The sequence below is a fragment of the Rhizobium sp. SG741 genome (genome assembly GCF_012275435.1).
GTDB classification, from domain to species: domain Bacteria; phylum Pseudomonadota; class Alphaproteobacteria; order Rhizobiales; family Rhizobiaceae; genus Rhizobium; species Rhizobium lusitanum.
In genome coordinates, this window is the sequence record NZ_JAAZQP010000005.1 from 13,833 (window position 1) to 25,836 (window position 12,004).

The 12,004-nt window shown below is 60.1% G+C and carries 12 protein-coding genes; 10 read left to right on the forward strand and 2 right to left on the reverse strand.

Features of this window, described 5'->3' with window-relative positions; all coding sequences use genetic code 11:
• Positions 1–7: 7 nt before the first annotated feature.
• On the reverse strand, positions 8–514 hold the full coding sequence (locus FHT29_RS14290; RefSeq protein WP_037195786.1) for a DUF1993 domain-containing protein: 507 nt from the start codon (positions 512–514) through the stop codon (positions 8–10).
• A gap of 368 nt (positions 515–882) precedes the next feature.
• Here FHT29_RS14290 and FHT29_RS14295 point away from each other — a divergent pair, with 368 nt between their 5' ends.
• The 10 genes from FHT29_RS14295 to FHT29_RS14340 all read left to right on the forward strand — a co-directional run bounded on the left by FHT29_RS14295 (position 883) and on the right by FHT29_RS14340 (position 11,349).
• Positions 883–1,812, forward strand: coding sequence for a sugar ABC transporter substrate-binding protein (locus FHT29_RS14295; RefSeq protein ID WP_047554317.1), 930 nt, complete (start codon positions 883–885; stop codon positions 1,810–1,812).
• Positions 1,813–1,884: 72 nt separating this feature from the next.
• Positions 1,885–3,426, forward strand: a complete 1,542-nt coding sequence (locus tag FHT29_RS14300) for a sugar ABC transporter ATP-binding protein (protein ID WP_037195788.1) — start codon at positions 1,885–1,887, stop codon at positions 3,424–3,426.
• A 32-nt stretch (positions 3,427–3,458) separates the two neighbouring features.
• Positions 3,459–4,484, forward strand: coding sequence for an ABC transporter permease (locus tag FHT29_RS14305; protein ID WP_037195791.1), 1,026 nt, complete (start codon positions 3,459–3,461; stop codon positions 4,482–4,484).
• Positions 4,485–4,658: 174 nt separating this feature from the next.
• Positions 4,659–5,735, forward strand: coding sequence for a dipeptidase (locus tag FHT29_RS14310; protein ID WP_037195794.1), 1,077 nt, complete (start codon positions 4,659–4,661; stop codon positions 5,733–5,735).
• 28 nt (positions 5,736–5,763) lie between these two features.
• Positions 5,764–7,404 (forward strand): ABC transporter substrate-binding protein, encoded by a 1,641-nt coding sequence (locus tag FHT29_RS14315; protein WP_047554315.1) that lies wholly within the window; start codon positions 5,764–5,766, stop codon positions 7,402–7,404.
• Between the two features lie 21 nt (positions 7,405–7,425).
• Positions 7,426–8,493 carry an ABC transporter permease gene (locus FHT29_RS14320; RefSeq protein ID WP_047554313.1) on the forward strand — a complete coding sequence of 356 codons (1,068 nt, stop codon included), beginning with the start codon at positions 7,426–7,428 and terminating at the stop codon, positions 8,491–8,493.
• Positions 8,490–9,422 carry an ABC transporter permease gene (locus tag FHT29_RS14325; RefSeq protein WP_047554311.1) on the forward strand — a complete coding sequence of 311 codons (933 nt, stop codon included), beginning with the start codon at positions 8,490–8,492 and terminating at the stop codon, positions 9,420–9,422. Before FHT29_RS14320 ends, FHT29_RS14325 begins: the two co-directional genes overlap by 4 nt.
• Positions 9,419–10,252 (forward strand): ABC transporter ATP-binding protein, encoded by an 834-nt coding sequence (locus FHT29_RS14330; RefSeq protein ID WP_037195802.1) that lies wholly within the window; start codon positions 9,419–9,421, stop codon positions 10,250–10,252. The genes FHT29_RS14325 and FHT29_RS14330 overlap by 4 nt, the downstream gene beginning before the upstream one ends.
• Entirely contained in the window at positions 10,249–10,998 is a 750-nt protein-coding gene (locus FHT29_RS14335; RefSeq protein WP_168599784.1) for an ABC transporter ATP-binding protein, read from the forward strand. The genes FHT29_RS14330 and FHT29_RS14335 overlap by 4 nt, the downstream gene beginning before the upstream one ends.
• A 162-nt stretch (positions 10,999–11,160) precedes the next feature.
• Entirely contained in the window at positions 11,161–11,349 is a 189-nt protein-coding gene (locus FHT29_RS14340; RefSeq protein ID WP_037195806.1) for a hypothetical protein, read from the forward strand.
• Between the two features lie 43 nt (positions 11,350–11,392).
• Here the strand turns inward: FHT29_RS14340 and FHT29_RS14345 are convergent, their stop codons facing one another.
• Positions 11,393–11,710: a hypothetical protein gene (locus FHT29_RS14345; protein WP_162731006.1), complete on the reverse strand. Its 318-nt coding sequence runs from the start codon at positions 11,708–11,710 to the stop codon at positions 11,393–11,395.
• Positions 11,711–12,004 lie beyond the last annotated feature (294 nt).

The window sequence follows — 12,004 nt, forward strand, 5'->3', positions numbered from 1 at the left end:
CAGGCTATCAGGCAAACGGTCCGAGATAGGTCATCTTGCCGACGGGCAGGCCACGGCTGCGCAATATGCCGTGTGCCGTGGTGATGTGGAAGAAGAAGTTCGGCAGCGCGAACTTTGCAAGATAATCCTCGCCCTTGAAGACCGTCTTGTTGCCTCCCGGCGAGATGGTGACTTCCCGCTCGGCACTGCCTTCCATAGCCTCCGGCGTCACCGTCGCGAGGAAATCCTGCGTTTTCTTCAGGCGCTCGCGCAGGTCGGCGACGGTCGTCTCGTTGTCCTCGAAGCGCGGAGCATCGATGCCGGCGAGCCGGGATATGGTGAGCTTTGCGGTATCGGAAGCGCGCTGGAACTGACCGGAAAGCGGCAGCATGTCGTCAAACAGACGCGCCGCGATGAGTTCATTAGGCTCTATGCCTTTTTCAGCGGCATAGGCTTCGATCCTGTCGAGATAGGCAGAAAGATTTTGCAGGCCGCGCTGAAAGACGGGGACCGAGAAACTGTACATCGAAGGCATGCTTGTTCTCCGTTATGGCCGGCCGGGCGGCCGGTATCAATGGCATTCTACCCCGTTCATATGGCGATGGAACGTCGGTTCCACCTGGGGGGTGCCCGTATGTAGGTTCGATCGTCGATTCTTGCAGTATCCGCCCTGAGAAATCCGTCATGGCCGGCTTCTGCGATGCGGTCAGAAAATAGTGTTGACCTTTGTGTTGAAAAATGGAATGAATATTCCGCATAGAGAATTTTACGGTTTGTTTGTTCCGTTTTCAATGTGGCCGCCATGGGAGTGACGGCCGAATTGATTGTAGGTCCTGCGGTCGAAACCGGGGGCTCCGGCATTTAGGAGGGGTGCGGCCGGGCACCGTATCTGGGAGGAAAAACATGAAGAAATTCATCCTTGGCTCGGCGATGGCACTTATGCTGTCGACTGCGGCCCATGCCGAAACCATCGGCGTCTCGATGGCGCTGTTCGACGACAACTTCCTGACCGTCCTGCGCAACGGCATGCAGGACTACGCCAAGACCTTGAAGGGCGTGAACCTGCAGGTCGAAGACGCTCAGAACGACATCGCCAAGCAGCAGAGCCAGATTCAGAACTTCATCGCCAGTAAGGTCGATGCCATCATCGTCAACCCGGTCGATACCGACGCGACGGCTGCCATCTCCAAACTGGCTGCCGATGCCAGGATCCCGCTGATCTACGTCAACCGCGAGCCGGCGAACGTCGACAGCCTTCCGGACAAGCAGGCCTTCGTCGCATCCAACGAGCAGGAATCCGGCACGTTGGAAGCCAAGGAAGTTTGCCGGCTTCTCGGCGGCAAGGGCAAGGCTGTCGTCATGATGGGTGAGCTGTCCAACCAGGCTGCTCGCATGCGCACGAAGGACGTGCATGACGTTATCGCCACCGACCAGTGCAAGGGCATTACCATCGTCCAGGAGCAGACTGCCAACTGGCAGCGTACCCAGGGCGCCGACCTGATGACCAACTGGCTTTCCAGCGGCATCGAATTCGATGCCGTTATCTCCAACAACGACGAAATGGCGATCGGCGCCATCCAGGCGCTGAAGGCTTCCGGCAAATCGCTCGACAAGATCGTCGTCGCCGGTGTCGACGCGACGCAGGATGCCTTGGCTGCGATGCAGGCCGGCGACCTGAAGGTCACGGTATTCCAGGATGCCGCCGGTCAGGGCAAGGGCGCCGTGGATGCCGCGCTGAAGCTCGCCAAGGGTGATAAGATCGAGAAGAAGGTTTACATTCCCTTCCAACTCGTGACGCCGGCAAACGTCAAGGACTTCGTCAAGAAGAACTGACGGTGCGATGATCGACGGATGCGGGCGTTTGAGCCCGCATCCTCACAAATCCGAGCTGCCCGGGAGGAAAAAATGGCTGTCAGCCCATCCACCATGGCTGCGGTACGCGCCAGCGGCGCCGTCCCCAACGCCGCCTACCTGCTCAGCGCAGAAGGCATCCGCAAGGAATTTCCGGGCGTCCTGGCCCTCGACGATGTTTCCTTCCGTCTGAAGCGCGGCACTGTGCATGCGCTGATGGGCGAAAACGGCGCCGGCAAGTCGACGCTGATGAAGATCCTTGCCGGCATCTATATTCCAGACCAGGGCGAAGTGCGCCTCAAGGGCGTCGAGATTCGGCTGAAATCGCCGCTGGATGCGCTGGAAAACGGCATTGCGATGATCCATCAGGAGCTCAACCTGATGCCGTTCATGACTGTTGCCGAGAATATCTGGATCCGGCGCGAGCCGAAGAACCGCTTCGGTTTCGTCGATCACGCCGAGATGAGCCGCAAGACCGAAGAGCTTTTCCGCCGCCTCAACATTTCGATCGATCCCGAAATCCAGGTCAGCGAGCTTTCGGTTGCCAGCCGGCAGATGGTCGAAATCGCCAAGGCGGTCTCCTACGATTCCGACGTGCTGATCATGGACGAGCCGACCTCAGCGCTGACCGAGCGCGAGGTGGCGCATCTGTTCGAGATTATCCGCGGCCTGCGCGAACAGGGCATCGGTATCGTCTACATCACCCACAAGATGAACGAGCTGTTCGAGATCGCCGACGAATTCTCGGTCTTCCGCGACGGGAAGTATATCGGCACGCATGCGTCCACCGATGTCACCCGCGACGACATCATCCGTATGATGGTCGGTCGCGAGATCACGCAGATGTTCCCGAAAGAGGAGGTGCCGATCGGCGAAACCGTCCTTTCGGTCAAGGATTTGAGCCTCGACGGCGTCTTCTCGAATGTCTCCTTCGATGTCAGGGCCGGCGAAATCCTCGGTGTTGCCGGACTGGTCGGCTCCGGGCGATCGAATGTCGCCGAGACGATCTTCGGCGTGACGCCGGCATCGTCAGGCACGATCGAGCTTTTCGGCAAGAAGGTCGAGATTTCCTCGCCGGCGGCGGCGATCCGTCACGGCATGGCGTTTCTGACCGAAGACCGCAAGGACACCGGCTGTCTGCTGATCCTCAGCGTGCTCGAAAACATGCAGGTCGCCGTGCTGCACGACAAGTTCGTGCGTGGCGGCTTCGTGCAGGAGGGCTCTGTGGAGCAGGCCTGCGAGGAGATGGCGCGCAAGCTGCGCGTCAAGACGCCGAACCTTGATGAGCGGATCGAAAATCTTTCCGGCGGCAATCAGCAGAAGGCGCTGATCGGCCGGTGGCTGCTTACCAAACCCCGCATTTTGATCCTGGACGAGCCGACGCGCGGCATCGATGTCGGCGCCAAGGCGGAAATCCATCGCCTGGTCACCGAAATGGCACGCGACGGCGTCGCCGTCGTCATGATCTCGTCGGAAATGCCCGAGGTGCTCGGCATGAGCGACCGCATCATGGTGATGCATGAGGGACGGGTCACCGGATTCCTGGATCGAGCGGAAGCAACTCAAGTGAAGGTGATGGAGCTGGCGGCGCAGTGACGCCGTCAATCATCGCAAGGGAGGATTGAACCATGGTTAGCAAAGTTGCAGAGGCGGCCGCACCGGCATTGACGCGTCCGAGACGTCGCCGTGTTCCGCCCGAACTCGGCATCTTCCTCGTGCTGATCGGCATTGCACTCGTCTGCGAAATCCTTGGCTGGATCTTCGTCGGGCAGAGCTTCCTGATGAACGTGCAGCGCCTGAAGATCATGATCCTGCAGGTCTCCGTCATCGGCATCATCTCCATCGGCGTGACGCAGGTCATCATAACCGGCGGGATTGATCTGTCGTCGGGCTCCGTCGTCGGCCTGACCGCCATGATCGCTGCGAGTTTTGCCCAGTCCTCCACCTGGGCGCGGGCCGTCTATCCGGCGCTGACTGACATGCCCTTCTTCGTTCCGATCGGCGTCGGGCTTTTGATCGGCCTGCTTGCCGGCTATATCAACGGTCAGCTCATCACCCGGACGAAAATTCCGCCTTTCATCGCCACGCTCGGCATGATGGTCTCGGCGCGCGGCCTGTCGAAGCTCTACACCAAGGGACAGCCGATCTCCGGCCTCACCGAGCAGTTCAATTTCATCGGTTCCGGAATCTGGCCCGTCATCGTTTTCCTGATCATCGCGGTCGCGTTCCATGTCGTGCTGCGCTACACCCGCTACGGCAAGTTCACCTATGCGATCGGCGCCAACATGCAGGCAGCGCGCGTGTCGGGCATCAATGTCGAGGGGCATCTGGTCAAGGTCTATGCAATTGCGGGGCTTCTGGCCGGGCTTGCCGGCATCATCACCGCCGCCCGCGTCCAGACGGCGCAGGCCGGCATGGGTGTGACCTATGAATTGGACGCGATCGCAGCCGCCGTCATCGGCGGTACCTCGCTCACCGGCGGCGTCGGGCGCATCGCCGGCACGGTGATCGGCACGGTCATCCTCGGCGTGATGATTTCCGGCTTCACCTTCCTGAACGTCGACGCGTACTACCAGGAAATCGCCAAGGGCGTCATCATCATCGCCGCCGTCGCCATCGACGTCTACCGCCAGAAGAAGCGGGCGAAACGCTGAAACGCCTGAAACAGGATCGATGATCCGAGGCGGGGTTTTGCCCCGCCTTTTTCATTTGCATCCGGCATTCCATGCAAATGCAAATTTTTTTCATTTGGGTATGGCGAATCCCGCCAGCTTTTCTATTCTGGCCGCTTTCCATCTGCTCCCCATGAGCTTCACCCAGGATAGACAATGCAGTCCGTATTCGATGGTCATAATGACGTTCTGTTGAGACTCTGGCATCACGAGCGCGATGGCGCCGACCCGATCGCCGAATTCAAGGATGGGATATCGAGCGGTCATATCGATGCGCCGCGTGCCAAAGCGGGCGGTCTGGCCGGCGGTCTCTGCGCCATCTACATTCCATCAGGCGACCTCGTCTTCGCCGATCCCGATCGCAACGGTCATTACGCAACGCCGCTTGCTGCTCCCCTGGAGCGGGCGCCGTCGCTCGATATCGCGCTGGAAATGGCGGCGATCGCGCTGCGGCTCGATCGCGCCGGCGCGTGGAAGCTCTGCCGTACCACCGGAGAAATTCGCGATTGCATGGAGAAGGGCATTTTCGCAGCCGTGATGCATATGGAGGGCTGCGAAGCCATCGATGCCGACCTCGTCGCGCTCGAAACCTTCTATGCGGCGGGGCTGCGTTCGCTCGGCCCCGTCTGGAGCCGCAACAATGTCTTCGCCCACGGTGTGCCTTTTGCCTATCCGAGCTCTCCGGATACCGGCCCGGGCCTGACGGATGCGGGTTTTGCGCTGGTGCGCGAATGCAACCGGCTGGGCATCCTCATCGATCTCGCCCATATCACCGAGAAGGGCTTCTGGGATGTGGCCAAGACCTCGGATCAGCCGCTTGTGGCCAGCCACTCCAATGCGCATGCGCTGACGCCCGTTGCCCGCAATCTCACCGACAAGCAGCTCGGCGCAATCAAGGAAAGCCGCGGCATTGTCGGCCTGAACTACGCGACGGCCATGCTGCGCGAAGATGCCCGCTCTGATGCCAATACGCCGATCGAAGCCATGGTGCGCCACGTCGATCATCTGGTCAGCCGCGTCGGTATCGATTGCGTCGGCCTCGGATCGGACTTCGACGGCGCGACGATTCCCGAGGAAATCAGTGATGCGGCGGGTAACCAGAAGCTGATTGCCGCCCTTCGGAACGTTGGTTATGCTGAAGCCGATCTTGTAAAGCTGTGTAGGGAGAACTGGCTTCGCATCCTGGCGTCCGCTTGGAAGGAAGGCAGCGCAACACGCGCGTCGCAATATTGATAAAAGCTCAAAGAAGGGAACGAAAACAATGATGATTACCAGAATGAACCGCAGCTTCCGCGTCCTTACGGCCGGTGTGGCTCTCTCTATTCTGACAATGGCCGTGCCGAGCGCTTTTGCCGCAACGCCGAAGGACACGCTGGTCGAAGGTTTTTCCTTCGACGACATTCTGAGCATGGACCCGGCGGAAGCCTATGAACTTTCCGCTGCCGAAATCACCGGCAACAGCTACAGCCTGCTCGTTCGCCTCGATATCAAAGACACCTCCAAGATCCAGGGCGATCTTGCCGAGAGCTGGTCGGTTTCCGATGATCATCTGACCTATACGTTCAAGCTGAAGCCCGGCCTGAAATTCGCCTCGGGCAATCCGATCACCGCCGATGATGTGGCATGGTCCTTCGAGCGCGTCGTCAAGATCAACAAGAGCCCGGCCTTCATTCTTACCCAGTTCGGCTTGACCGGCGACAATGTGACGGAAAAGGCCAAGGCCACCGATCCGAATACCTTCGTCTTCACCGTCGACAAGCCCTACGCACCGAGCTTCGTGCTGAACTGCCTGACCGCGACCGTCGCCGAAGTGGTCGACAAGAAGCTGGTGCTGCAGCACGTCAAGCCGGTGACGCCGTCGGCCGACAGCAAATACGACAACGACTTCGGCAATGGCTGGCTAAAGACCGGTTTTGCCGGCTCCGGCCCGTTCAAGCTGCGTGAATGGCGCGCCAACGAGGCGGTCGTCCTCGAGCGCAACGACAATTACTACGGCGAAAAGCCGAAGCTCGCCCGCGTCATCTACCGCTTCATGAAGGAAAGCTCGGCGCAGCGTCTGGCGCTGGAGAACGGCGATATCGACGTTGCCCGCAACCTGTCGCCGACCGATCTCGCAGCCATCGAGAAGAACGCCCAGCTTGCCTCCACCAACGCGCCGAAGGGCACGATCTACTACATCAGTCTCAACCAGAAGAACCCGAACCTTGCCAAGCCGGAAGTGCAGCAGGCGTTCAAGTACCTTGTCGATTACGATGCCATTGGCAAGACGCTGATCAAGGGTATCGGCGAAATCCATCAGACCTTCGAGCCGAAGGGCCTGCTCGGTGCGCTGGATGAAAATCCGTTCAAGCTCGATATCGCCAAGGCCAAGGAACTGCTCGCCAAGGCCGGCTTGCCCAACGGCTTCTCCGTGACCATGGACGTGCGCAGCATCGAGCCGGATACCGGTGTCGCCACATCGATCCAGCAGACGCTCGGCCAGGCCGGCATCAAGGTGGAGATCATCCCCGGCGACGGCAAGCAGAAGCTGACCAAATATCGCGCCCGCAATCACGACATCTATTTCGGCAACTGGGGCAACGACTATTGGGATCCCCATTCCAACGCCGATACCTTCACGACCAACGACGACAATTCTGACGGCAGCTCGAACAAGACGCTCTCCTGGCGCAATACCTGGACGACGCCTGAGTTGGAGAAGGAAACCAAGGCAGCGCTATTCGAGGGCGATGCCGCCAAGCGTGCCGCCATGTATCAGGACATCCAGAAGAAGTTCCTGGATGCCAGCCCCTTCGTCATCCTGTTCCAGCAGACGGAAGTTGCCGGCTATCGCAAGGACGTGAAGGACTTCAAGCTCGGTCCGAGCTTCGACACCAACTTCGTCTGGCCGGTGTCAAAGTGATAATCCGGCAGGATTAGTCCTTTGAGCACTGTCGAGCGGAAAATGCAGGTGCGGCCCAAGAAGGGCCGTGCCGCACCTTTCTTCATGGGTCTGCTGCGATTCCTCGTCGTGGCCGTCACGACCTATCTCGGGCTTCTGGCCGTCACCTTCTTCATCGGACGGGTGATCCCGATCGATCCGGCGCTGGCGATCGCCGGCGATCATGCGCCTGCGCAGGTGATTGATCGCCTGCGCCGCGAAATGCATCTCGATCAGCCGCTGTACCAGCAGTTCTACTACTACCTGGTGAGCGCGCTCACCGGCGATTTCGGCACGTCGGTGCTGACGACCAACCCGGTCATGGACGACATCAAGCGCGTTTTTCCGGCGACGATGGAACTCGCGACCGTCGGCACGATCATCGGTGCGATTTTCGGGGTTCCCTTCGGCGTGCTTGCCGCCGTGCGCCGCAACAGTTTCATCGACCAGATCGTCCGCGTCATCGGCCTCGTCGGCTATTCCGTGCCGGTCTTCTGGCTGGCCATGGTGTCGCTGGTCATCTTCTATGCGAAGCTGAACTGGGTGGCCTATCCCGGCCGCATCGACATCGCCTACGAATATACCTTCACGCCGATCACCGGCTTCTATCTGCTCGACAGCGCTCTGCAGGGGCAGTGGGACGTCTTCTGGGATGTCTTCCGCCACATCATCCTGCCGGCGTCATTGCTCGGCTATTTCTCGCTCGCCTATATCAGTCGCATGACGCGCAGCTTCATGCTGAACGAGCTCGGCCAGGAATATATCGTCGCTGCCCGCGCCAAGGGTCTTTCGGAGACGCGGGTGATCTGGGGCCATGCCCTGCGCAGCGCCGCCGTGCCGCTGATCACGGTGATCGCGCTGTCCTATGCCGGGCTGCTGGAGGGGTCGGTGCTGACGGAGATCGTGTTCTCCTGGCCGGGTATCGGCTTCTACATCACCAGTTCGCTGCGCAATGCCGACATGAACGCCGTTCTCGGCGGCACGATCGTCGTCGGCACGGTCTTCATCGGCATCAACCTGTTCTCCGATCTGCTCTATCGGACCCTCGACCCAAGGACGCGACGTAAATGACGGCGACCGCTGAGACCACCCACCTCGGCTGGCGTGACTGGCTGCTGTCCGACCGGCCGCAGTCGCGCCGGCAGGCAAGGCTCGGGCGTGCCTATGTCACCTGGCGGCAATTCTCCGCCAATCGCCTGGCCGTTGTCGGATTGCTGATCATCATCGCGCTCGTGCTGGTGGCAGCGCTTGCCGATGTCATCGCGCCGCATTCGCCCGTCATCGGCGATCTGACCAATGCCTATCTGAAGCCGCCGGGCACGCCGGGCTATCTTCTCGGCACGGATGATCTCGGGCGCGACATCCTTTCCCGCCTCATCTACGGTTCGCGGTGGACGCTCTATATCGTCGTGCTGGTGGCGATCATATCGGCGCCGATCGGGCTCATCATCGGCATGGTTTCCGGCTACCTGGGCGGCTGGGTCGACACCGTGCTGATGCGCATCACAGACATCTTCCTCGCCTTCCCGAAGCTGGTGCTGGCGCTCGCCTTTGCCGGCGCGCTCGGGGCGGGCATCGAGAACGCCATCATCGCCATAGCCATTACCTCCTGGCCGCCCTATGCGCGTCTGGCGCGGGCGGAAACGATGACGGTGCGGCATTCCGACTATATCGCCGCCGTTCAGCTCATGGGCGCCTCGTCGCTGCGCATCATCTTCCGCCACATCATGCCGCTGTGCATCTCCTCGGTGATCGTGCGTGTGACGCTCGATATGGCCGGCGTCATCCTGACCGCTGCCGGTCTCGGCTTTCTCGGCCTTGGCGCGCAGCCGCCGCTGCCGGAATGGGGCGTGATGATTGCAAACGGCTTCAAATACTATCTCGACCAGTGGTGGGTGGCGGCCATGCCCGGCATCGCGATCCTGATCGTCAGCCTCGGCTTCAACCTGCTCGGGGACGGTCTGCGCGACGCGCTCGATCCGAAGGAGAGCGGCCAATGACGACGATGTTGACCGTAGAAAACCTGAGGGTTCGTTATCCGACGCGCACGGGCGTCATCGAAGCGGTGCGCGGCGTGTCCTTCACGCTCGGCCGCGAAAGGCTCGGCATCGTCGGCGAAAGCGGCTCCGGCAAGTCGCAGACGGGTCGGGCTATCATGGGCCTGACGCCGCCACATGCTCTCGTCAGCGCCGACACGCTGAATTTCAGCGGTATCGAGCTGCTGTCGGTCTCGGCCAAGGAGCGGCGGTCTTTGCGCGGCAAGCGCATCGCCATGGTGCTGCAGGATCCGAAATATTCGCTCGATCCTGTCATGCCCATCGGCCGGCAGATCACCGAGACGCTGCGCACGCATGAGAAGGTGGGCAGGGGAGAAGCGCGCGACCGCGCCATGGCGATGTTGGAGGCCGTGCAGATCCGCGATCCCAAGCGCGTCTACGACCTGCATCCGCATGAAGTATCGGGCGGCATGGGCCAGCGTGTGATGATTGCGATGATGCTGATTGCCGGGCCTGAGCTTCTGATCGCCGACGAGCCGACATCCGCTCTCGATGTCACCGTGCAGCTCGATGTGCTCAGGATCATGGACAAGCTGGTGTCGGAGCGCGGCATGGGACTGATTTTCGTGTCACACGACCTGCGGCTGGTTTCCTCCTTCTGCGATCGGGTGATCGTCATGTATGCAGGCAAGGTCGTGGAGGAAATCAAGGCTTCCGAGCTCAATAACGCCCAGCATCCCTATACGCGCGGTCTGCTGAATTGCATGCCGGTCATCGGCGAGAACCGCCATCCATTGCCGGTTCTCGATCGCAAGCCGGAGTGGGCGGCATGACGGTGGCGCTCGCGGTTGACGGCCTCAGCGTCGTCTATGATGGTTACTACGCTCTCGATGCCGTCAGCGTCGAGGTGAACAAGGGCGAATCCTTCGGTCTGGTCGGCGAATCCGGTTCCGGCAAGTCGACGCTGCTGCGCGCTGTCGCGGGCCTTGCGCCCGTCAGCGATGGCAGGATCCGCATCGGCGCCGAGCAGCTGAAGGGAGCAAAACGCAGCAAGGCTTTCTATCGCCAGGTGCAGATGGTGTTCCAGGACCCCTATGGCTCCCTGCATCCGCGCCAGACGATCGATCGGCTGCTGCTGGAGCCGCTGGTGATCCATGGTATCGGCGACGGCGAAAAGCGCATTGCGAGGGCGCTCGATGAAGTGGGTCTCGGAACCGGCTTTCGCTTCCGCTATCCGCACCAGCTCTCCGGTGGCCAGCGTCAGCGCGTCGCCATTGCCCGCGCTCTGATCGTCGAACCCTCCATCCTTTTGCTCGACGAGCCGACGTCGGCGCTGGATGCTTCGGTGCAGGCCGAGGTGCTCAATCTGCTCGAACAGATACGCAAGGACCGCCATCTGACCTTCGTCATGGTGAGCCACGATCTCGGCGTCGTCACGCATATGTGCGAACGCCTTGCTGTCATGCGCAACGGCGCCGTTGTCGAGCGGCTGAGTGCAAAAGACCTGGCGGCGGGCGACGTGAAGGAAGACTATACGCGCAATCTGATGATCGCCAGCAAGGGCTTCGTCCGCGCCTGATCGGACGGTCTCCGGACCCCGCGCGCTCGTTAACGAATGGCCCATCGAAACACGACCAATCGTATAGACTATTGACACCCGCCGCAATTATGTCATGATCTCGTTAATGGCAGTTAACTTTCGTGATCCCGATCAAGGGTCAGACGTTAAGTGGAGGCAGGCATGTTTTTCATGGGTGGCATGACCATGGGCTATCTTCATCCGCCGGTGCCGGCGAAAGAGGAACGCGTAGGGGCTGCCGCTCTTTCGGAAGAAAACAGCCGCCGCCGGACAGGTCCTGCCGAAGAGCAGGTCGCTGATGCAAGCGCCATAGAGCGCAGTTTGATTTGGGCTCGCCGCATTCTCTGCTGATTTTGGCTTTGCCGATCTTTCGGGCCCCTAGCAGTCCAGTGGTTTAATTTTTCTCAGACGGAGTTCTGGACGGAAATTCATGTCTACCTAATTGATAGGAAATATATGAATATCCGCCTTGGGCTTGGCCCATGAGATATAAATAAAAAACGAACGGAGGCAACACATGGCGAATTTGGGTATATCGAATACGCATGTGAATCAGTTCGATGGTTCCAAGCGCGCCGCGAAGACGCGGCACAAGATACAGATGGCGATTCATGTCGTTCTGTTTTCCGCGGCGTTTCTTTTCGTCGCGGCCATTGTTTGCGGCATCGTTGTTTAAACACGCTGTTCGCGAGGCGGTCGGCGTGACCGCCATCTGCGACGATGCAGACCATTCCTATAATATAGAGTGATGACAAGCGTGGCTGACTGCGATGTCGAGCCGCGTCGTTCTGGTATGCTGCTTTTTCAAGCCTCCATTTCCACTTCAGACAATTCCTCTCCATACGACTGGCGGAACTTTGCCGGACAAAGAAAATTTGCCCGACCCGATGGTATACGCCTCGTGAAAACAGTAAGCTTCCCGCAAAGATGAGAGAGATTTCGGGAGGCGGCCGGGCGCAATCAGGCGTTTGGCGGCATGTAGAATGCCAAGTAACCCTTGCGCGCA

Bases quoted from the DNA above. Each gene is read 5' to 3' on its own strand.
- FHT29_RS14345 (WP_162731006.1), bottom strand. From the start codon at position 11,710: ATGGCGGTCACGCCGACCGCCTCGCGAACAGCGTGTTTAAACAACGAT.
- FHT29_RS14340 (WP_037195806.1), top strand. From the start codon at position 11,161: ATGTTTTTCATGGGTGGCATGACCATGGGCTATCTTCATCCGCCGGTG.
- FHT29_RS14325 (WP_047554311.1), top strand. From the start codon at position 8,490: ATGACGGCGACCGCTGAGACCACCCACCTCGGCTGGCGTGACTGGCTG.
- FHT29_RS14330 (WP_037195802.1), top strand. From the start codon at position 9,419: ATGACGACGATGTTGACCGTAGAAAACCTGAGGGTTCGTTATCCGACG.
- FHT29_RS14300 (WP_037195788.1), top strand. From the start codon at position 1,885: ATGGCTGTCAGCCCATCCACCATGGCTGCGGTACGCGCCAGCGGCGCC.
- FHT29_RS14305 (WP_037195791.1), top strand. From the start codon at position 3,459: ATGGTTAGCAAAGTTGCAGAGGCGGCCGCACCGGCATTGACGCGTCCG.
- FHT29_RS14335 (WP_168599784.1), top strand. From the start codon at position 10,249: ATGACGGTGGCGCTCGCGGTTGACGGCCTCAGCGTCGTCTATGATGGT.
- FHT29_RS14315 (WP_047554315.1), top strand. From the start codon at position 5,764: ATGATGATTACCAGAATGAACCGCAGCTTCCGCGTCCTTACGGCCGGT.
- FHT29_RS14310 (WP_037195794.1), top strand. From the start codon at position 4,659: ATGCAGTCCGTATTCGATGGTCATAATGACGTTCTGTTGAGACTCTGG.
- FHT29_RS14290 (WP_037195786.1), bottom strand. From the start codon at position 514: ATGCCTTCGATGTACAGTTTCTCGGTCCCCGTCTTTCAGCGCGGCCTG.
- FHT29_RS14295 (WP_047554317.1), top strand. From the start codon at position 883: ATGAAGAAATTCATCCTTGGCTCGGCGATGGCACTTATGCTGTCGACT.